The sequence below is a fragment of the Pelagimonas sp. genome, assembly GCF_058892305.1.
The window spans coordinates 16925-37998 of sequence record NZ_JBZXVN010000036.1; the positions used below are offsets into that span (position 1 = coordinate 16925).

The following is a 21074-nucleotide window of genomic DNA, read 5'->3' on the forward strand; positions in this document are numbered from 1 at the left end:
AGAATGCGCTTGTTACGTTCACAGCGCCTCTCCCTTTTTAGAGTTCGACACCGGGAACGCGCGGAATACGCGGTCCTTTTTATCATTGTTCGCGCTCGGGGGGCCGCGTGTTACGGGCCACAGGTAATCGGCGTTCCACAAAATTGGAACGGTGCGAAAAGGTGTTTGAGGGGCGGTCAAACCATGTGTTGTGATCATTGAAACGTCGGTGGGATCGGCGCTTTCCGACCCGGTGGCGCACAGGGCGCAATCGTCACAATCTGGGCATGGCTCGTGGTTTTGCCCCTCGGAAAGGTCAACCTGAACCAATTTGGCCCCGTCATCGGAACAAATGACCATCCATTCCAGATCAGCAGCCTGCGCCATTGTCGGGGCAAAGCTTTGCAGGCAAAGGGCCACAACGCCCAAGACGGCCCAAAAATCACGCAGCTTTCTCAGCCGCGCCACGGGGCGCAGTATATTGTGAAAAAGCTGGGCGACAGGGACCATCATGGATGTTCTCAAATTTCATCTCTCGACTAAGTCGCTACCAGTCGGGATCGTCCCAGGGTTTGACTATGGTCAAGGCTGTTTGAGATTCTTTTTTGGTCAGAGGTCGTTCTGATCTATGCGCACCTAAGAGAGATCAGCGCGTTTATTTCACCCGCCCTGATCGGTAGGTTTAAATCTTAGGTACAGGTCGCAGAATAGAGGTCGTTAAGGCGAAATGTCGGGAACTGATCCCTATCATCTGGGGTAAATTCAACCGTAACCGGGTTTCCGGGAAGCACCAAAAAGGCGTTGTCGCTTAAACGTCCGTGGCAATCCGCTTCGAGTGAAACAAAAAACGCCGGTGCTTTGCTAGTGATTGTCAGGTCAAAGCGCGAACCGTTTTGGGATGCCGCAAGCTCCAAACCCGGATCCATCAAGTCATAGGATTTATATGGGTGCGGCGCGAACCAATCCCGGCCTGAATGTCCACAGGCGGTTTCCCAATGAAAGACTAGGATTTCATTCTCTGAGAGACACGCGATACGCGACAAGGATTGGGCCTGATCTGAGGAAACATGCGCCTCTGATTGGTCAACAACCCGCCGGCGACCTTGTGGGGTCATTGCCTCGACCAACAGCGAGAGTTGCACAGCCTCGCCCGTGTCATTAACGGCGCGTATCTCAAATCCATCGGCCCCTGGAACCACAGTTACATGAACAGGGGCAAAGAACCGACGCGCCATGTGGTGTAACAATTTCCAACCACCGCCGTGATCAAGCGACGCCCAAGAGCACACTGGCCAAGTGTCGTTCAATTGCCAGATCAAGGCCCCCATGCAATGTGGTTTCAGGCTTCGCCAATAGGCAACGGCGGTCTGGATCGCGAGGCCCTGTTGCACCTGACTTAGGTAGACAAAACTTTCGAAATCCACCGGGAAGCGGAAATACCGAAACATGGTTTCGGCAATCCGGGCATTGCCACCGGTGTTCTTTTGATGACTTTCCATCACTGGCGCGGCGATGTTGAAATCCTTAGGGTCGGCAAAGCGTTTGATCACCGGCATTGACGGATAAGATTGAAAACCAAACTCCGAGCAAAACCGGGGCTGCACATCACGGTAATGTTCAAAGTCCCGCCCCTCGTGCCAGACCGACCAGAAATGCATGTCGCCCGAGCTATCATCATGCCACGCATCGCCAAAAGATAGCGGGCCGGGCGAAGGGGAAGACGGCCACCAGTTCACCTCTGGGTCCACCGATTTGAGCGCGGTTTCGATCGTGCGGTTCAACCGATCATAGGCGACAAGGTAGCGATCGCGATCTTGCAGGCTTTCTTTGTACCAAGTCAGAGCCCCAATCATTTCATTGTCGCCACACCAAAGCGCCAAACACGCCCGATGTTGCAAGCGGCGACCATTGTCGACAATTTCGCGCGTCACCTCGTCGAGGAACTCATCATCCGCCGGATAGAGCGAACAGGCGAACATTGCGTCTTGCCAGACCATCAACCCAAGCTCATCGCAGATGTCGTAAAACGCCTCGCTTTCGTACCACCCACCACCCCAGACCCGGATCATATTCATATTGGCGTCGCGCGCCGAGGTCAGCAGCGCGCGCAAATCCGTATCGGTGACATTGCCTGCCAAGGCGTCCTGCGGAATCCAATTGGCCCCTTTGGCGAAAATACCGCGCCCATTGACCTGAAATGTGAAGCTACGGCCGATCTCATCAGGTTCCGAAATCAGCCGCATATCACGTAACCCAATGCGACGCGTTTCTGTTGCCGCACCAATGGTAACACTTAGGCGATGCAGGGGTTGCGCCCCCTGCCCCGCAGGCCACCAAAGATCGGGATTTTCGATCTCAAAGGTAAACACGACTTGATTGCCATTGATCTGGCCATCCACACTCTGTCCGCAAAACTCGGCTTGTCCGGGCATGGGGGTGCCCTCAACCTGTGCGACAACGCGGACCTTTGCCAATCCTGCCGAATGGGTCTGATGTACAAGAACGTCGGCGATCCGTGTCTGAACCAACGGCTCAAGATGTAGATCGCCATATAGTCCGCTTGGCATCAGCGCTGCGTTCCAATCCCAGCCGAAATCGCATTGCGGTTTGCGCAGCATATTGCCGTTGGGGACCGGAAAATTCTTGGTATAGGGTACGAAGAACGGCTGTTTGGCTTGTGCCGCATTGGCGGCTTGGGTCGGCGAATGAAACGTGATGTCGATTGTATTTCGTCCCAGAACAAGCACATCCGAAAGATCAACACGGTAGCGACGAAAGGCATTCTGTGCCTGCAAAATTGTCGTACCATTCACAACAACTGTTGCGACGCAATCCAGCCGCGACAAGACCAAAACCTGAGCAGTCTCCGTCACCTCAAACTCACGGTGCGCCGTCCAATCTCGATCGGCAATCCAACGCACATCATATTCGTTCTGCCCCCAATAGGGATCGGGGATCAGCCCTTGTTGCGCCATTGTGCTCACCAGATCACCGGGGAGTTCCATGTCAAACGCAACCTCGCTGCCTGTATCCACAACCGACCACGTACCGTGCAAAGGCAGAACGTCCGCAATCGTTTTAGATTTTTCTGAAATGGTCATCCCGCACCCCGCCGCTCAACCGGTATTTTGCATATTTCATCTAAGATTTCTCAGTTTGCAACACTTAGTTATCGACGCTGTAATCGTTTTAGATATGCGCTCAGCAAACTCGGGGCCCCTAGGCAGCTCAGCCTCTTTTACATAGGCTTTTGTGTCAGGCTTTTTCCGCCCCTAATTCGCCACCGATGCCGCAAATATGCGATCAATTCTGGTCGTTTTGGAGGTGACGTCCCAATGGCACACCCCGCCGATCCCATCGCCCAAAGACGTGAAGGTTGTGGAAAAGGAAGTTGCCGGACCGCACGGCGGCATGACACCGATTTGTGCGTTTCAGGCAGCTATGTCCTTATCCTGCGTCTCCTCAGTTCGGCGGCCCAAGTCCTTCGCCAAGCCCGTGGCGACGGACACGCACGGCATCCACAAGGCTGGCAAGGCCGCGACCGGACGATCCTTTTCGTTGACATGAATTATGATTCATGTTTCACATTTGTACAGGAGAGATGCGATTGGGAGGAGGACCCAGATGAAAGGTTTGTTAAAAACCGGTGTTGCGGCGTTGACTTTGGCGCTTGCCACTGCGGCCAGTGCCGAGATCCGCGTGGCCCATGTTTATGGCAAGACCGGCCCGTTTGAGGCCTATGCCAAACAGTCCCATGACGGGCTGATGATGGGGCTGGAATATGCCACCGGCGGCACGATGGAGATTAACGGCGAAAAGATCGTTGTGATCGAAAAGGATACCCAGCTTGACCCCGCAACCGGTCGTAGCCTTTTGGCCGAAGCCTATGGTGACGATGACGTCCATATCGCCGTTGGTCCGGTAAGTTCGGGGGTCGCCTTGGCCATGTTGCCGGTCGCCGAAGAATATGAACGGGTGTTGATTGTTGAGCCAGCCGTGGCCGATAGCATCACCGGTTCCGCTTGGAATCGCTACATTTTCCGGACCGGTCGCAACTCGTCTCAGGATGCGATTTCCAACGCGGTTGCCCTTGGCGGCGACGGGGTGACCATCGCGACGCTGGCACAGGATTATGCCTTTGGCCGCGACGGGGTTTCCGCATTCAAAGAGGCGCTCGAAGCCACCGGAGCCAAGATTGCGCACGAAGAATACGTGCCCACCGACACCACCGATTTCACCGCCGCAGCCGAGCGGATTTTCAACGCCATGGAAGGTGAGAGCGGCGACAAGAAGCTCTTCATTATTTGGGCTGGTGGCGGCAATCCCATGTCGAAAATCAACGCTATGGACCCATCGCGTTTTGGGGTTGAGATCGCCACAGGTGGCAACATTCTGGCCGCGTTGAAAGCCTACAAAGAACTGCCCGGCCTCGAGGGCGCGACCTATTACTACTACGAAATCCCACAAAACCCAGTGAACGAATGGCTGGTCAAGGAACACTTTGAGCGCCACGGCACCCCACCTGATTTCTTCACCGCGGGCGGCATGGCCTCGGGCATCGCGGTTGTCGAAGCGATCAAAAAGGCCGGCGGGGCCGAAGATACAGATGCGCTGATTGCCGCCATGGAAGGCATGGAATGGGAGACACCCAAAGGCAAGATGATGTTCCGCGCCGAAGACCATCAGGCCATGCAATCCATGTACCACTTCCGCACCGAAATTCAGGACGGCAAAGACTATGGCGTGCCGGTTCTGGTACGCGAAATTGGCCTTGATGAAATGAAGATCCCGCTCAGAAACCAGTGATGCGCGTCCCGCGCGCATAACGCAGAGGGGCCGCCCGTGACTATAGGCTCCTCTGCACCTTTTCCCCTTGATCCAACAGGCAAAACAATGACCCAGGTGCTTCTGGAAACGGACGGTTTGACCGTGCGATTTGGTGGCCATGTGGCGGTAGACGCGGTGTCTTGCGCCTTTCATGCCGGTGAACTTACCGCAATTGTCGGCCCCAATGGCGCAGGCAAAACCACTTATTTCAACCTGATTTCCGGCCAAATCCCCGCCAGCGCGGGCAACGTGGCGCTTATGGGTGACGACATCACCCGCCTGTCTGTGTCTGATCGCTGTAAACGCGGATTGGGCCGGGCGTTTCAGCTTACCAACCTGTTTCCCGGCCTCTCGGTTCTCGAAAATGTCCGGCTCGCCATTCAGGCCCATCGCGGCGCGCGCGCCTCTTTGCTGACCCTTGCCGATAGCCATCACGCGATCACGGTCGAGGCCATGTCGGTTCTGGAACGTGTCCGCCTTGATGATTTACGCAACCAACCGGTGTCTGAACTTAGCCACGGCAATCAGCGCAAGCTTGAGGTCGCCATGCTGATCGCCATCGACCCCAAGGTTTACATGTTTGACGAACCCACCGCCGGGATGAGCGTCGACGAAGCCCCGGTGGTTCTTGATCTGATTGCCGAACTCAAGGCCGACCGCGATCGCACCATTCTTTTGGTTGAACACAAGATGGATGTGATCCGCACCCTCGCCGATCGGATCATCGTTTTGCACAACGGTGCGCTGGTTGCGGATGGTGATCCGGCCACTGTGATGGCCTCGGACGTGGTGCAAGACGCCTATATGGGCAAGGAGTTGGCCGATGTCTAACCAAACCTCTGACGCCATTTTGAAATTGCAAAACGTCCATACCGATATCGCGCAATATCACATCCTGCATGGTGTTGATCTTTGCGTAGAACGCGGGGCGGTCACCATGTTGTTGGGCCGCAATGGCGTTGGTAAAACCACCACATTGCGCAGCATCATGGGACTTTGGACAACCCACACTGGCGACATTACATTTGACGGAGCCAACATCACCGCGACGCCAACCCCGGCTCGGGCGCGGGCTGGTATCGGATTTGTTCCCGAAGACATGGGTATTTTCACCGATCTGACGGTCGAAGAAAACATGACGCTGGCGGCGGCCTCTGGCCCTCTATCGCCCGCCCGCCGTGACTGGATTTTCACCGCCTTTCCACCACTCAAAACCTTTTGGACGGCCGAGGCCGGGAACCTGTCGGGGGGTCAGAAACAGATGTTGTCCATCGCCCGCGCCATGGCCGAAGAGCGCAAGCTCTATCTGATTGACGAACCCACCAAGGGCCTTGCACCGGCAATTGTTTCAACCATGGCGGCCGCGCTCAAGGAACTCAAAAACCAGGGGGCCAGTATCTTGATGGTCGAACAAAATTTCGCCGTCGCAAAGGCCATTGGCGATTACGCCGCCGTCATGGAAGACGGGCGTATCACTTGGTCCGGCACGATGCAGGAATTGGCCAGTGACACCACCCTTCAGGAACAATTGATGGGCCTTTCCATGGAGGCAAGCCCATGACCACCCTCGCCCCCGATCACAAACCGACCTTTGCGTCGGTCCCATTGTCGGAACGTTTCGCCGCCGCCCTGCCCGTTTTGCTGGTGCCAATCCTTGTGGCGCTGGGGTTCCTTGCCATCGGCAATCCGTCTAGCTGGCTCACCCTAACCGTGTCCGGCCTTGCCATGGGCATGATGATTTTTGTCATGGCCTCGGGACTGACCTTGGTGTTCGGGTTGATGGATGTGATCAACTTTGGCCATGGGGCGTTCATTTCGGTGGGGGCCTTTGTCGGTGTATCAACCCTCTTTGGCCTTTCCCATTGGGCCGGTGCCCCGTCGCTCACGCTCAACCTGATCGCCATTCTTCTGGCAGTTCTCGCGGCCATGGCGGTCACCGGGCTTCTTGGCTGGGCGTTTGAACGGATCATCGTGAAACCGGTTTATGGGGCGCACCTCAAACAAATCCTTGTCACCGTAGGCGGTTTGATCGTCATCGAACAGATGATCCACGTCATATGGGGGCCCGAGGAAATCTTTCTCACCCGTCCTGAAATGCTCAAAGGGTCGATCACCTTCTGGGGGGCCGCGCTCGAAAAATACCGCCTGTTGGCGGTTGCCATTGGCCTTATCCTTTTCGTCGCCATGCGCCTCACCTTTCGCCGCACCAAGATCGGGTTGATCGTGCGCGCCGGTGTCGAAAACGGCGAGATGGTCGAGGCCCTCGGCTATCGCCTGCGCATCGTCTTTGTTGGGGTCTTTGTTGCGGGCTCGGCGCTCGCCGGTTTGGGCGGTGTGATGTGGGGCCTTTATCAAGAGGTCATCACCGCCGGCATGGGCGAAGAGATGATGATCCTTGTGTTTATCGTCGTGATCATCGGTGGGCTTGGCTCGGTCGAAGGCGCCTTTATCGGGGCCCTCCTTGTCGGCCTGCTGCAAAACTACATCGCCTTTCTCGAACCGAAACTGGCGCTGGTCTCCAACATCGGTCTGATGACCGCGATCCTGATGTGGCGTCCACAGGGCATGATGCCCGTGGTCAAAGCGAAATGAGGCTCTAACAATGCTTAAAACGCTTTTGTCCAACGACACGCCCCGCTCCAAAGTGCTGACCATCGTCGTACTCGTTATCTTCCTTGGCCTTGCCCTTGCGCCGTTCTTGTTTCCCGGCGTGCGATCGCTCGATACCGCCGCGCGCATCGCGATTTTCATCGTCTTAGCCGCCAGTTATGACCTGCTTCTGGGATATACCGGCGTGGTTAGCTTTGCCCATACGATGTTCTTTGGCATGGGGGCGTATGGGGTTGGTCTAGCCTCGCTCCATATGGGCCGGGGGTTTGGCGCGATCCTTGTCGGGAGCCTCGCCGGAGCCACCTTGGCGGCGGCCTTTGCCTTCCTCATCGCCCTGTTTTCTTTGCGTGTCCGCGCCATCTTTTTCGCAATGATCACACTGGCGGTCGCCTCTGCCGTGGCGGTTCTTGTGTCCCAGCTAAGCTGGCTCACCGGTGGCGAAGATGGGTTCACCTTTAAAATCCCCCGCGACCTTGGCCCCGCCAACCGTTTGGGCGAAGTTGCTGGTGTTAAAATCAATGGCAAGCTGTTGAATTACTACCTGATTTTCACCTGCTCTCTGGCGCTATTCTTGCTGATGTTGCGGGTTGTGAATTCGCCTTTTGGCCGCGTCTTGCAAGCCATTCGGGAAAATGATTTCCGCGCCGAGGCGATTGGCTATCGGGTGGTGTGGTATCGCACCGTCGCGACCTGCCTCTCCGCCGCCGTGGCCGCCTTGGCCGGGTCGCTCTTTGCCCTGTGGCTGCGCTATGTCGGCCCGGACACCACACTAAGCTTTTCTATTATGCTCGATCTTTTGCTGATGGTCGTGATCGGCGGCATGGGAACCATTTGGGGCGCGGCCGTCGGCGCAACCCTCTTGGTCTTGGCCCAAACCTACCTTCAGGACCTCATGGGAAGCGCGGCCAGCGCCACCGAATTTCTACCGCTGCTCTCGCGTCTTTTGGACCCGGATCGTTGGTTGCTCTGGCTTGGGGTGTTGTTCATCCTCTCGGTCTATTTCTTCCCCACCGGCATTGTCGGGCGTCTTAGGGGCGATAAATGACCGCGCCGATTTTCCTGCATGGCTGGACAATGCGTGGTTCCGTTTTCGACCCTGTTCTGGCGCAACTTGGTGGCGTGGCCCCCGATCTGCCCGGTCATGGCGACAGGCGCGGCACCGCCAACATACAAGCATGTACCGACCTATTGCGTGACACGCTTTGCGAGACTGGCCCCACCGTTATCGTCGGTTGGTCCATGGGGGCGGCCATCGCTTGGAACTACATCGCGCAACACGGCATCGCCGGGATCACAGGGCTAATCACCTTGGATATGAGTCCCAAGCCCGTGAACACCCCGGACTGGCACCATGGCTTGATCGGCCAAACACCTGAACGCCAAGCCGCGACAACCCGCGAAATTCATGACACCTGGCCTCAGGCGGCGGAAAAAATCGCAACCACGATGTTTGCAACCAAATCCGCCGCCCCGGGTTTCAGCCGCGATCAGGCTCTCAAGCAGATTCTGTCTAACGATCCCAAAGTGATGGCCGGGTATTGGGATGAGCTGATGGCGCTGGATTTGCGCGATGTGATCGACAAGATCGACGTGCCCTATCTTGTCGGCTATGGGGGCCAAAGTCGGGTCTATCCCGCCTCAACCGCCGAATGGTTGGCAAAAACAGCACCGCAATCGAAACTTCAATGTTTTGCCCAATCAGGCCATAGCCCGCATCTCGAAGAACCCGAGACTTTTGTGCGGGTCCTGCAGGAATTCCTTGACGCACCGTGAACTAAAACAAGAAGCACAACATCCCGCGCATCCTCCGCTGGGTTCAAAAAGAAACCTTTGGCCACGTCAAAAAAGTCTTCCCAAAACTGAACCAATTCGTTTACAACGAGAGAAGTAAACAGTTCGGTTCACTTTGGGCGGGGAGGCCCAGACCATGAAACGCTTTTTCATATCATTGGCGGTGCTTCTGGCTGGCCTTTTTGCAGCCTCCGAAATCTGGCCCGCCAAAGCCTCAAACCTTCTGTTGTCGACCCTGCATCTTGCCACTGGCATGACCGCCAAAACGGTCGACACCTCAAAAGGGCCAATCCAATACCTTGAGGGCGGCAGCGGCGATACGGTTGTTTTTCTGCATGGCATTTTTGCGCGCAAGGAACATTGGCTCGACATGTCGCGCCAGATCAAAGATCACCATTTGATCCTGCTTGATCTGCCCGGTTTTGGTGACAACCCGGTGCTTGACGCCGCCGACTATAATTTTGCGCAGCAGGTCACCAATATCTTTGAAACCCTTGATGCTATGGGCGTTGAAAAGTTCCATTTGGTCGGCAACTCCATGGGCTCGCAAATCGCCAGCATGATGGCGACTGAACGCCCCGATCAAATCATCACCCTGTCCTATATCGGCAGCCCGGTTGGCGTCACGTCCCCGACACCGTCCGACATGGAAACCGCAATTGCCAAAGGGACCGCCCCGCTTGTTGTCAAAGATCAGGCTGGCTACGACGCGCGCATGGCATGGTTGTTCCCCAAAGAGCCGTTTTTGCCACGCCCTATGGCACGCACATGGGCCGCCGCCGAAATCGCCCGTGCGGACAGCAATCAAATGATTTGGGATGCGGTGAACGGATCGCAGGTCACACCAAGCGACCAACTTGCGCCAGCTCTTGCCATGCCGTCCTTGGTGATCTGGTGCCAAGACGACAGGATTTTCCATCCTACCGGGGCGCAGGTTTTGGCCGATGCGTTGCCCAATAGCACGCTGATCACCCCGTCGGGTTGCGGCCATCTTCCGATGCTCGACCGCCCCGCCGAAACCGGTCGCGATCTACAGGGTTTTTTGTCGGCCCATTGAATTCGTGGCATCCTTCACTTGTCTCCCGAGGTTCCACGAACAGAAGGCAGGGTGCCCCTCGGCCCCTGCCTTTCTTCTTTTACCTCGGGCTGTTAGCCATGCCCAGTGTCGGCATATTTCACCAAGGATCGACCCTCGGCAATGACGGTGCCGTCGCTTAGAACCGCCTTGGCCCAGAGGTCGACGATCTTCTTGTCCGGCCGTAATCGCGTCACCTCAACACTTGCGCTCACAACTGCGTCCAAGGGCGCTTGCCGAATAAAACCAATCTCTTGCTTAAGGTAATTTGTCCCCGGTCCGGGGAGTTTCACGCCCAACAGATACGAAAACAACGCCGCAATCAGCGGTTCGGGAACGTGAGCCCCACGCGTTCCCGCAAGGGTTTCATACCCGGTCACATCCTGTGCCGAAAACTGGCGGGTTACTTCTGCTTTGTCGCCAATCTGCATTACGCCACCTCCGCCTCACCAACAAACACTTCGGCCCCATCTTTCACCCGCACCGCCCGCATGATTGCCGTGCCCGGTAGCGCGCCGCGCACCTCAAGCCGGATATCTTCACCGGTGAAACAGGGATTTGGAAACATCATGGTCTGAGACAAGCTCCGCGCACCCGGATGGGCGGCACAGATCAGACCCCAAAGCTTGGAATAGATTAGCATTCCGTGGCTAACCGTGCGGCCAAAGGCCGATTTGGCCGAAAACTCAGGGTCAACATGGATCGGGTTGTCATCCCCAGACACCTGCGCAAAGAGATCAAAATCCGCCTGCGTCGGGTGCCAAATCGCGCTTAGCTCATGCATGGGAAAATCCTTGTCTCAACTCTGGCTTTTTGATCTTGCCCGCCGCTGTGCGCGGGAAATCCGCGACGCTAATGACATGGGCGGGCACCTTATAGGCGGCAAGCTTGCTCCGACACCAAAGCCGCAGGGCTTCGACATCCAAATCCGCCCCCGGCTGGGCCATGACAAAGGCCGCACCAACCTCGCCCCAGCGGTCATCCGAAACACCAATTACCGCGACCTCTAGCACCGCATCGTGTTGCACAAGAACCCGCTCCACCTCGGCCGGATAGACGTTTTCGCCGCCCGAAATGAACATGTCTTTGATCCGGTCAACGATATAGACAAACCCGTCGCCATCGCGCCGCCCCACATCGCCGGTTTTCAACCATCCATCCGGTGTAAAGGCGGATTTGGTGGCCTCGGGATTTTGATAATACCCCGGCGTGATGCCCGGCCCGCAAAGCTCAATTTCACCGCTGCCTTCGCACCCGTCGGCAACCCCGGTCAAGCGGCATTGCGTCAACATTTGTGGCCGACCAACAGACCCTATTTTGGCCTCGGCATGGGCCTCATCCATCAAAAATACCGTTGGCCCGGTCTCGGTCATCCCAAATCCGTTCAACACGCGCGCGCCACGTTCGGCGAAAAATCGGATGAGCGGTTCGGATAACGGGGCCCCACCACAGCCGCAGCGAATGCGCGACCAATCTATCGCATCGACATCCGGCGACAGGCTAAGCGCCTGATAAATCGCGGGAACGCCGAAAAACTGGGTGATCTCACCGGATGTAAGAAGGTCGATGACTCGGGCCTCATCAAACTTGGAAAGCACCCGCGACATGCCGCCGTTCAAAAACACTGGTAGGGTATAAAGGTTGATCCCCGCCGTGTGGAACAGCGGCAGGAAATTGATCGAGGCATCGGCACCGGTCAACCCAATCGCCTGCCCGATGTTGACGGCGTTGGCCCAGGCCATGCGCGCGGTCTGGATCACCGCCTTGGGTCGCCCCGTCGTGCCAGAGGTGAAAAGCAAATACCAACAGCGCGTTGCCGGGATCAAACCGGCAGTGCCCGACTGCCCCGCCTCCATCCACAGCTTCGCCGTATCCAAGCCAATAAGCTTGGCCCCAAATCGGAGCGCGATCGCCTTGGCCACATCGGAAAATCCCGCGTCGTGCAGGATCAGCTTGGGCGGAAAGGCGTCAATAGTATCAATCAGCTCCGCCGCCGGTTGACGCCAATTCAACGGACATAGGATGAGACCGGCCTTCTGGCAGGCAAACAGCGCAACAAAGAAATCAGGGCAGTTTCCGCAGAGGATCGCAACACGATCTCCTTGCGCCAACCCTTGTTTCCGCAGCCCGTCGACCATGCCGTTGGCGGCTCGGTTTACGCGGTCAAAACTCCAATCCTCTCCCAAGGCCTCATCGCGAAAAGCGACCCTATTTGGGCTTAACTCGGCCCGTTTTGCCGCCATATCCGGCACAAAATCAAACATCTGCACCCTCTCCTCATGGATGTAGAAACTTTGCCATTCCCTCACGCGTGTCTGGGGCGTCGATGCGCCCCAAAAACGCGTCTGTCTCCGCCGCCAATCGTCTTTCCAACAAAGCCAGCCGCGCGGTGTCCCAAATCAATCGCTTTGCGGCCCGAAAGGTCTCTGAATTGCCCCCTTGCAGGAGTGTCTTGAGCTCTTGCTCGGGCTCTTGAGAAACGGCACTCGCCAGCCCAACGTCACAGAGCTTGTCCGCCCCGATCCGGCGATCCGAAATGATCCAATTCAGAGCCTGCGCCGCCCCAATTCGCTCTGCCAATAACGCGGTCCAGCCGCCATCCGGGGCAAACCCGACCTGCGTGTAGTAGGGCTGAACAAAGGCGTTTGGGTGCACCGCCGCGCAATCGGCGGCAAACAGCAACCCGGCCCCGCCGCCGGTGATCGCCCCGCGCGCCGCCACCGCCACAACCGACGGCAGGGTCACAAGACGCAAAACAATCTCTTGCAGTTTTGGAACAACTTGGCGGGCATAATCCCGCCCCAGCCCCGCCTCCACAGCCTTGGCAAAACGCGCGACATCCCCGCCGGAACAAAAATTTCGACCGGCTCGAATTGTCAGAGTTTGTGGTGAAACAGTCTCGATCTCGTCAAGCCGCGCACGGATTTCATCGAGGAAAACTGGCTCAAGCGCATTCGCACGCGGCGCGGTTAGCTGTAACTCCAGCCCAGCCTCGCAACGTGTCAGATGCGCCAGCGCGCTCATGGGGCCAATCCGTTGCGGATCAGGTCAAACCCTTCATCCGCGATTTTGTCCAAATCCGCGCCGCCGTTGAGCGCAAATTGATCGCCCAAATTCTTGGCAATCCCCATCAAGGCCCAAGCACGGACTTCGGCATTTCCCGGTCTGATTTCCCCCGCGGCCTCGGCGCGTTCAAGCTGATCTTGGTAGGCTGCCGCGAATTGAGTGAAATAGTCCCGATAGGCGTCCGGATCGACAAAGCGTGCCTCTTCGACGATGCGGTACAAGGCAGGGCGTTCCGCAACAAACCCCAAAAAAGCCCGCAAGCCCAAGCGCTCAGCCTCTAGCCGGTTTGGCGCGCCGTCGACCGCGTCGCTCATCACTCGCCGGGTCAATGTACCCATTTCCAAAACCAGCTCGCGGAACACCGCGTTTTTGCTATCAAAATAGATGTAATACGTCCCAAGGGCCGTGTTTGCCTCGCGGGCTAGATCGGCGATGGTTGACGCCGCAAACCCCCGGTCGCCAAATACCTTTTCCGCTGCCCGCAGGATCATTTCTCTGCGTGCTGCGCCTCGTTTTGTTTTGGGTGCCGTCATTGCCATAAAACATGAATACTCATTCATATTTCACATTGCAAGGTCCTATTCGACGACGCCCCACACACAGCAAACCACACTGCAACACCACCGAAAGCCGCACGTATGGCAAAATCTAGGAGAACCAGTGTCTGGACAGTGCACGCTGTCAACTACGAACGCCAAGTTACCAATGGAACGTAACCCGCAACGCCCCATCACATTGATAACAAAGCAAAATTGACAAATACGCCCTATGTTGCTACCACATTACAACAACAAAACCGGAGCGCTATACATTGCAACGTGCCGTCGTTCATATGGGATTTCATAAAACTGGAACAAAGAGCGTTCAGAAATTCTTGGCTGAGAACAAAGACAACCTTTCAAATGACGCGTCGATTTTCCTAAAAGAAGACATCAAAGAGGCGACGCATCTGGCAAGACGGTTTTCCCAAATTGGACGCCCAAATTTGCTAAATAGATTCAAGGCGTCCCTTTCAGACTCTTTGGCCACCGCCAAAACCGGAACTGATATAGTTATTTCGTCAGAGGATCTTAGCGGACTCCTTCCGGGAAGACGAAATATCAACGCCTATGATGCAGCTCCTCAGCTCGCGCGTGCCATAGAAGACACATTGAGCGAGCTTGGTGAGAAGAGAAAAAACGTGTTTCAAACCACTTTTCTTTTTTCAACAAGAGATCCACGAACATGGACTGAAAGCGTTTGGTGGCAACACTTAAGAAGCACAAGGCTCTCGCTAGACCTTAAGGAGTATAAGGAAAAGTCGAAACGCTCAAGTGATCTTGATGGCGTCGTTAAATTGGTGGAAGCGGAATTAAAACACGCAAAGGTGAAAACCGAAAAGCTTGAAACCAGCGCAGCAATGCAATTTGGCCCGGCATCTCCAATTATTGATTTAATTGATTTGCGTCCCCACACATTGAATTCTCTTATTCCAACAACTCAAGAAAATACACGCCCCGCCGTTTCAGTTGAAAAGTTACTTCTTGAGGTGAACAGGTCAGCGCTCAAGGACAGTGATGCCAAAGACATCAAGCGAAGAATAATCAGCGCTGCAAAACTGTCGTGATTGTTTTTCATTTTGCCCAAAATGGTCGACTGGGAATAAGCCTGTCGTCCTGATCGCAAAAAAACCGCCGCCCCTAGACATAGGGGCGGCGGCTACAAATTCGCATGACACCGCTAGGGTCAGATGACGCGGACAGCCCCTTTGGCAGCGGAACTTGCCATCATGCCATAGGCTTTGAGCGCTTTGGACACCTTGCGTTTACGTGGGGCCGCGGGCTCCCAACCCTTTTCGTCCTGCTCAGCGCGACGTGCCGCCATCTCTTCGTCCGACACAACAAGCGTGATCGAGCGGTTGGGAATGTCGATTTCGATCTTGTCGCCATCACGCACCAAGCCGATCGCGCCACCTTCGGCCGCCTCGGGCGATACGTGGCCAATCGACAATCCCGATGTCCCGCCGGAGAACCGGCCATCGGTCAAAAGCGCACAGGCTTTGCCAAGCCCTTTGGATTTCAGATAGCTGGTCGGGTAAAGCATTTCTTGCATTCCCGGACCGCCGCGCGGGCCTTCGTACCGGATCACCACCACGTCACCTTCTTTGACCTTGTTCGTCAAAATATCGCTCACGGCGGCGTCTTGGCTTTCACAGACATGGGCCGTGCCGGTGAATTGCAAAATGCTCGCATCCACCCCAGCGGTTTTCACAATACAGCCGTCCAACGCGATGTTGCCGAACAGAACCGCAAGGCCACCGTCCTGACTAAAGGCGTGTTCCTTGGTGCGGATAACGCCGTTTTCACGGTCATTATCCAGCTCTTTGTAACGGTTGGATTGGCTAAACGCCTCGGTCGTACGAACCCCACCCGGTGCCGCCTTGAACAGGCTTTCGGCCTCAGGGTTGTTGGCAACCTTGATGTCCCATTTGGCAATCGCTTCGCCCATGGTGGCGCTATGCACGGTTGGCACATCCAAATGCAAAAGATCGGCGCGCGACAGCTCACCCAGGATCGAGAAGATGCCACCAGCGCGGTGCACGTCTTCCATATGGACGTTTTCAGTATTGGGGGCGACCTTGCACAAGCACGGCACCTTGCGGCTTAGGGCATCCATATGGGTCATGTCGAAATCGACTCCGCCCTCATGGGCAATCGCCAAAAGGTGCAAAACCGTGTTGGTCGACCCGCCCATGGCGATATCAAGCGACATAGCGTTTTCAAAGGCTTCAAAGGTCGCGATTTCGCGCGGCAAAAGACCTTTTTCCTCGCCCTCATAGTGGCGCTTGGTGATGTCGACAATCTTGCGACCGGCCTCAAGGAATAGGTTCTTGCGGTCCGAATGGGTTGCCAGCGTCGAACCGTTGCCCGGCAGCGCCAGACCCAGCGCCTCGGCCAAACAGTTCATCGAGTTCGCGGTAAACATCCCCGAACACGACCCACAAGTCGGACAGGCATTTTCTTCGATATGCTGCACCTGTTCGTCGGTCATGGTGTCGCTGGCGGCGGCAACCATCGCATCAACAAGGTCAACCTTGGTCATATCGAGATCTTCAATATCGATCTTGCCGGCCTCCATCGGGCCACCAGAGACGAAAATCACCGGAATATTCAGGCGCATCGCCGCCATCAACATGCCCGGCGTGATCTTGTCACAGTTCGAGATACAGACCATCGCATCGGCACAATGGCCGTTGACCATATATTCAACGCTATCGGCGATCACTTCGCGTGAAGGCAGCGAATAGAGCATGCCGTCATGGCCCATCGCAATCCCGTCATCAACGGCGATGGTGTTGAATTCTTTGGCAATCCCACCGGCGGCTTCGATCTCGCGCGCGACCATCTGGCCGAGGTCTTTGAGATGCACGTGACCGGGCACAAATTGCGTGAACGAATTGACGACCGCGATAATCGGCTTGCCAAAATCGCCATCCCCCATGCCTGTCGCACGCCAAAGGGCGCGGGCGCCTGCCATGTTGCGGCCATGGGTCGAGGTTCTGGAACGGTAAAGGGGCATTGGCACTCTCTTTTGCGGCTGTCTCTCTGGCTCCCTCGTCTTTAGCAAAGATCATCCGACAGGAAAGCCGAAAACGACCTTATGTTGCCCAAAACCCCGACACAAGAGATTGAAAATTTCAGTATGCCATCTGCATGCAGCCCGAATAGCGCAATTTGACCAACACAGGCAGTCGCGCAATTGGAACGATCAAAGTCTGCACTGCGGAGGAAGCAGCCGTTCTGACGAGAGCGTTGCATGTCCACATTTCCCAAATTTAACAAGCGCACATACCCAAACATGTCAGGTGAAACATGACTGTCGAATTTCTACCATCGAGCGCGAACGACGGATTGAAGCACGGTTGTAGGGTCTTAATAATAATATGACCTACAAAAGCCCCGAACGACGGATGTCGCTGTGCGCAAAGTCGATCAGCGCGCGCAGTTTGCGCGGCAAGGTCCGCCCCTCAAGATAGGCGGCACTGACGGGAAGGGTCTCGCCCTCGAAACCGGGAAAGAGGCGTTTCAAACGTCCAGCATCAATTGCCGCCGATAGTGAGAACTTCGGCCCATAGACAATGCCATGCCCGTCCAACGCCAGCTCGCAGGCGGCATGAGCCGAGTTCACCATATACCGCCCGGCGGTCGAGGCGCTGTGGTCTTCCCCGCCCTTAAAGAACCCCCATTTGTGTGTGGCTTGGCGGTTGGTGTCCACGATGCACGCATGGTCGCTTAGCTCGTGCGGCTGGCTGGGTTCTCCGTGGACCGCCAGATAGCTGGGCGAAGCCGCAGCCATGATTTCCAACATCCCCAGCTTGCGCGCTTTGACGGATAAGGTCTGGGTGACGCCAATGCGAAATGCCAGATCAATCCCGTCGCGCGCCAAGTCGACATAACGATCGCTAAGCCGCAAGTCTATCCGCAGGTTCGGGTGCTGCGTACCAAACCGGCCGAGCATCCCAGCCACATAAATCTCGCCGAAGGTCACCGGGGCGGACACCCGGATGGTGCCCGTGAACCCGCGCGAGCCTTCGCCCGCTTCGGTCAGCAGATCGTCAAGCTCGTCCAACAGGGCCGGGGCGCGCGCCAAAAGATCTTCGCCGGCGGGGGTCAGACCCACTTTGCGGGTGGTGCGTTGTAACAGGCGAACGCCAAGACGGGCCTCAAGCTCGGCCACGTATTTCGACGTTAACCGGTTTGAAATGCCCATCTGATCGGCCGCTGCCGTGAAAGAGCCGGTCTGCGCTGTGGCCACAAAGGCGCGGAGCCCATCGACGATATCCATGAAAGACGTCCCCTTTCGATAAGGAACAAAATGTGGAAAGTCATTCCACAAAGTCGCCATTCTGTTGATGGTCTGCAAGGCCTAATGTCTTCTCAAAAGGACGAAACGGCTCAGATCGAGCTGCCAGCCTGAACCCCGAGAAGGAGACTTGACATGATTGACCAAAAAACCGCTCCCTATGCCGCGACTGTTTTGCGTGTCGCGACCGGCATCACGTTCATCGCCCATGGGCTAACCAAAGTTATGGTCTTCACCGTGCCCGGCACCGTCGGTTACTTCGAAAGTCTGGGCCTGCCCGCCATCGTGGCCTACCTGACCATTCTGGCCGAGTTGGCTGGCGGCGCAGCACTGATCCTTGGCGTCGCAACGCGGCTGATATCACTGGCCGTCCTGCCGGTTCTTTTGGGCGCTGTATGGGTGCATTCCGGCAATGGCTGGATGTTCAGTAGCGCAGGTGGCGGCTGGGAATTCCCACTGTTCTGGGCCGTCGCACAAGCTTCGCTCGCGCTTCTGGGCAGCGGAACATACGCGTTGAAACTCCCCGTCATTGAAAAAGTTCTGGGTCAATACGCCTGATTAACATGATCCCTCAAAGGCCACTTCGGTGGCCTTTGACCAGTCTAGGAGAGTCCAAATGAGCGTGACCCAGTCCCTTCAGCAGTTGAAAAGCAGCCTCAAAGCGAGCGACCGTATGCCTCTGGTCTTTTTGGGGCATGGATCGCCGATGAATGCTATCGAGGATACCGCCTACAGCCGCAGTTGGATCAATCTTGGCCGCGCGCTGCCGCGCCCGCAGGCAATCCTGGTGGTTTCGGCCCATTGGATGACACGCGGTTCCACGTTGGTTGACGTTTCAGCCATGCCGCGAACGATCCACGACTTTGGCGGCTTTCCACAAGCGTTGTACAACGAAACTTACCCCGCCCACGGAAACCCGAAATTGGCGCGCGAGGTGGTCTCATTGTTGGCCAGCCATCACGCGCAAGAGGACGACACTTGGGGGCTTGATCACGGGGCTTGGACGGTTCTGAAATACCTGTACCCAGATGCGGACGTGCCTGTGTTTCAGCTGTCTATCGACATGACAAAAGATCTGAACTGGCATCTTGAAACCGGAAAGCTGCTGTCAGATTTGCGGGATCGCGGCGTGCTGATCCTTGGCTCTGGCAACGTGGTGCATAATTTGCGGGCCTTGGATTGGGCACAGGGGCGGCCAAAAGACTGGGCCACTGAGTTTGACACGCTGTTTGCTGATCGCCTGTCCGAGCGCGATTTTGCTGCCCTGACAAACCGACCGCAGCTTGGCGCGCTATTGCGCAAGGCGCACCCGACGCTGGATCACTATATCCCGACGCTGACCATTGCTGGGGCGTCAGATGCCCGCGACCAGCTGACCTTTATGAATGACAGTTTTGATCTGGGGACGCTTTCGATGCGCTCCTTTGTTTTCCACGCGATGTGAAGGAATGATACGATGCTTGTGAACGGTAAATGGGTTGAGAATTGGCAACCGGTACAGAACGCGGATGAACACGGGCGCTTTCTGCGTCAGGTTTCTTCCTTTCGCAACTGGATCACACCTGATGGCAGCGCTGGCCCCACGGGCACAGGCGGCTTTAAGGCCGAGGCAGGACGCTATCGTCTTTACGTCGCGCTGATCTGCCCGTGGGCGTCCCGCACCTTGATCGCGCGCAAACTAAAGGGGCTCGAGGACATCTTGCCGGTCACTGTGGTGAACCCGACCTTGACCGACCAAGGGTGGCGCTTTGGCGGATATCCCGGTGCCGATGATGACCCGCTGTTTGGAGCCAGCTATATGCACCAGATCTATACGCAGGCTGATCCAAATTTCACTGGTCGCGCCACGGTGCCCGTCCTGTGGGACATGAAGAAAAACGTCATGGTGAACAATGAAAGCGCGGACATCCTGCGCATGTTGGACACGGCGTTTGAGGGGCTGGTTCCGTCTGATCTGCGCCTGTATCCTGACGACCTCGCCGACCAGATCGAGGCGCTGAACGAGCCGATTTACGAGAAGCTGAACAACGGTGTTTACCGCGCAGGTTTCGCAACCTCGCAGGAGGCCTATGATGAGGCAATCACCGGCATTTTCGACACGCTCGACCGGTTGGAGTCCCTGTTGCAAGGCGAATACCTTTTCGGCGATCGTTTGACCGAAACCGACATCCGCGTGTTCGTGACCTTGATCCGGTTTGATGCGGCCTATCACGGGCTGTTCAAAACCAACCGTCTGCGCATCGCAGATTATCCCAAACTGTCCACATATATGGAACGCATCCTCAACTTGCCCGGCGTCATCGACACCGTGAACATGGACCACATCACCCAGGGCTACTATTCGATCAAAGCGCTGAACCCACTTGGCATTCGTCCCACAGGGCCTGCGCATATCGCAAAGCTGCTGGCCACTGCGCGGGCGGCGTGAAGGGGGCAGAGCCGGCAAAGCACCAATTCGCCGCGGTTGTTCCAATGTCCAGCTTTGTAGCGGCTCAAGGTGCGACATCAGAACTTGCATGGCAAGAGTGACCCGCGACATGCGACCATTCCGGACTGTCAATATAGACCGCACTGATCCATTTCTTTCTGGCGGTAGGCGGCTTTCATAGACAACGTGAAATGTCCCACCATTGTCATCGGAGCTGGAAAACACCTAGGAAGATCGGCCTTGCGACCAGCTGTGTTTAGGGCGTGCTTCGCATCATCAATATGGAAAGCGCTCTCGGGCTCCCACTGCTCAACGTCCAAGGATGCGTACATCATCCACCATGTGATTAGAGGTGGTTTTGTTTTTCAAACGAAGCGGGATCAAACTCAAAGTTTCGCGCACCACAGTCGTGAGTACAATGCGCCAGAAAATTTTTCTAGCATAGTCAAATCCAGA

The 21074-nt window shown here is 56.3% G+C and carries 20 protein-coding genes; 11 read left to right on the forward strand and 9 right to left on the reverse strand.

Going from position 1 to position 21074, the window contains the following annotated elements; all coding sequences use genetic code 11:
- Window positions 1-18: 18 nt before the first annotated feature.
- Together AC5EFR_RS15440 and AC5EFR_RS15445 are read right to left on the reverse strand one after the other, a co-directional pair.
- Window positions 19-492 carry a DUF2946 family protein gene (locus AC5EFR_RS15440; protein WP_493576682.1) on the reverse strand — a complete coding sequence of 158 codons (474 nt, stop codon included), beginning with the start codon at window positions 490-492 and terminating at the stop codon, window positions 19-21.
- A gap of 176 nt (window positions 493-668) precedes the next feature.
- Entirely contained in the window at window positions 669-3080 is a 2412-nt protein-coding gene (locus tag AC5EFR_RS15445; protein ID WP_493576683.1) for a beta-mannosidase, read from the reverse strand.
- A 523-nt stretch (window positions 3081-3603) separates the two neighbouring features.
- Here AC5EFR_RS15445 and AC5EFR_RS15450 point away from each other — a divergent pair.
- From AC5EFR_RS15450 to AC5EFR_RS15480, 7 genes are all read left to right on the forward strand, one after another.
- Window positions 3604-4785 (forward strand): substrate-binding domain-containing protein, encoded by a 1182-nt coding sequence (locus tag AC5EFR_RS15450; RefSeq protein WP_493576684.1) that lies wholly within the window; start codon window positions 3604-3606, stop codon window positions 4783-4785.
- A gap of 87 nt (window positions 4786-4872) precedes the next feature.
- Window positions 4873-5637, forward strand: a complete 765-nt coding sequence (locus AC5EFR_RS15455) for an ABC transporter ATP-binding protein (RefSeq protein WP_493576685.1) — start codon at window positions 4873-4875, stop codon at window positions 5635-5637.
- Window positions 5630-6367: an ABC transporter ATP-binding protein gene (locus tag AC5EFR_RS15460; RefSeq protein WP_493576686.1), complete on the forward strand. Its 738-nt coding sequence runs from the start codon at window positions 5630-5632 to the stop codon at window positions 6365-6367. Before AC5EFR_RS15455 ends, AC5EFR_RS15460 begins: the two co-directional genes overlap by 8 nt.
- The gene (locus tag AC5EFR_RS15465) at window positions 6364-7398 is read left to right on the forward strand and encodes a branched-chain amino acid ABC transporter permease (protein WP_493576687.1); all 1035 of its coding nucleotides are present in this window, start codon (window positions 6364-6366) and stop codon (window positions 7396-7398) included. Before AC5EFR_RS15460 ends, AC5EFR_RS15465 begins: the two co-directional genes overlap by 4 nt.
- Window positions 7399-7408: 10 nt before the next feature.
- Window positions 7409-8461 (forward strand): branched-chain amino acid ABC transporter permease, encoded by a 1053-nt coding sequence (locus AC5EFR_RS15470; protein WP_493576688.1) that lies wholly within the window; start codon window positions 7409-7411, stop codon window positions 8459-8461.
- Window positions 8458-9189 (forward strand): alpha/beta fold hydrolase, encoded by a 732-nt coding sequence (locus AC5EFR_RS15475; protein ID WP_493576689.1) that lies wholly within the window; start codon window positions 8458-8460, stop codon window positions 9187-9189. Before AC5EFR_RS15470 ends, AC5EFR_RS15475 begins: the two co-directional genes overlap by 4 nt.
- A 154-nt stretch (window positions 9190-9343) precedes the next feature.
- Complete coding sequence (locus tag AC5EFR_RS15480; RefSeq protein ID WP_493576690.1) at window positions 9344-10264, forward strand: alpha/beta fold hydrolase; 921 nt, start codon at window positions 9344-9346, stop codon at window positions 10262-10264.
- 92 nt (window positions 10265-10356) lie between these two features.
- On the opposite strand, the gene AC5EFR_RS15485 is transcribed toward AC5EFR_RS15480, so the two are convergent.
- Genes AC5EFR_RS15485 through AC5EFR_RS15505 form a run of 5 tightly spaced genes read right to left on the reverse strand, consistent with a single transcriptional unit; the run spans window position 10357 to window position 13887 of the window.
- A complete protein-coding gene (locus AC5EFR_RS15485) occupies window positions 10357-10713 on the reverse strand; it encodes a hotdog family protein (protein ID WP_493576691.1) in 357 nt (118 codons plus the stop codon).
- A complete protein-coding gene (locus AC5EFR_RS15490; RefSeq protein ID WP_493576692.1) occupies window positions 10713-11066 on the reverse strand; it encodes a MaoC/PaaZ C-terminal domain-containing protein in 354 nt (117 codons plus the stop codon). The genes AC5EFR_RS15485 and AC5EFR_RS15490 overlap by 1 nt, the downstream gene beginning before the upstream one ends.
- Window positions 11059-12546, reverse strand: a complete 1488-nt coding sequence (locus tag AC5EFR_RS15495; RefSeq protein ID WP_493576693.1) for a class I adenylate-forming enzyme family protein — start codon at window positions 12544-12546, stop codon at window positions 11059-11061. The genes AC5EFR_RS15490 and AC5EFR_RS15495 overlap by 8 nt, the downstream gene beginning before the upstream one ends.
- A 13-nt stretch (window positions 12547-12559) precedes the next feature.
- Window positions 12560-13306 carry an enoyl-CoA hydratase/isomerase family protein gene (locus AC5EFR_RS15500; protein WP_493576694.1) on the reverse strand — a complete coding sequence of 249 codons (747 nt, stop codon included), beginning with the start codon at window positions 13304-13306 and terminating at the stop codon, window positions 12560-12562.
- Window positions 13303-13887 carry a TetR/AcrR family transcriptional regulator gene (locus AC5EFR_RS15505; protein WP_493576695.1) on the reverse strand — a complete coding sequence of 195 codons (585 nt, stop codon included), beginning with the start codon at window positions 13885-13887 and terminating at the stop codon, window positions 13303-13305. The genes AC5EFR_RS15500 and AC5EFR_RS15505 overlap by 4 nt, the downstream gene beginning before the upstream one ends.
- Before the next feature lie 335 nt (window positions 13888-14222).
- On the opposite strand from AC5EFR_RS15505, the gene AC5EFR_RS15510 reads away from it, so the two are divergent.
- A complete protein-coding gene (locus AC5EFR_RS15510) occupies window positions 14223-14954 on the forward strand; it encodes a hypothetical protein (RefSeq protein WP_493576696.1) in 732 nt (243 codons plus the stop codon).
- Window positions 14955-15073: 119 nt separating this feature from the next.
- On the opposite strand, the gene ilvD is transcribed toward AC5EFR_RS15510, so the two are convergent.
- Window positions 15074-16906, reverse strand: a complete 1833-nt coding sequence (ilvD, locus tag AC5EFR_RS15515) for a dihydroxy-acid dehydratase (protein WP_493576697.1) — start codon at window positions 16904-16906, stop codon at window positions 15074-15076.
- Between the two features lie 369 nt (window positions 16907-17275).
- Window positions 17276-18172, reverse strand: coding sequence for a LysR family transcriptional regulator (locus AC5EFR_RS15520; protein ID WP_493576698.1), 897 nt, complete (start codon window positions 18170-18172; stop codon window positions 17276-17278).
- A 153-nt stretch (window positions 18173-18325) separates the two neighbouring features.
- Here AC5EFR_RS15520 and AC5EFR_RS15525 point away from each other — a divergent pair, with 153 nt between their 5' ends.
- Genes AC5EFR_RS15525 through AC5EFR_RS15535 form a run of 3 tightly spaced genes read left to right on the forward strand, consistent with a single transcriptional unit; the run spans window position 18326 to window position 20618 of the window.
- Window positions 18326-18748, forward strand: coding sequence for a DoxX family protein (locus AC5EFR_RS15525; RefSeq protein WP_493576699.1), 423 nt, complete (start codon window positions 18326-18328; stop codon window positions 18746-18748).
- A gap of 58 nt (window positions 18749-18806) precedes the next feature.
- Window positions 18807-19634 carry a 4,5-DOPA-extradiol-dioxygenase gene (ygiD, locus tag AC5EFR_RS15530; RefSeq protein WP_493576700.1) on the forward strand — a complete coding sequence of 276 codons (828 nt, stop codon included), beginning with the start codon at window positions 18807-18809 and terminating at the stop codon, window positions 19632-19634.
- 12 nt (window positions 19635-19646) lie between these two features.
- On the forward strand, window positions 19647-20618 hold the full coding sequence (locus tag AC5EFR_RS15535) for a glutathione S-transferase family protein (protein ID WP_493576701.1): 972 nt from the start codon (window positions 19647-19649) through the stop codon (window positions 20616-20618).
- Window positions 20619-21074 lie beyond the last annotated feature (456 nt).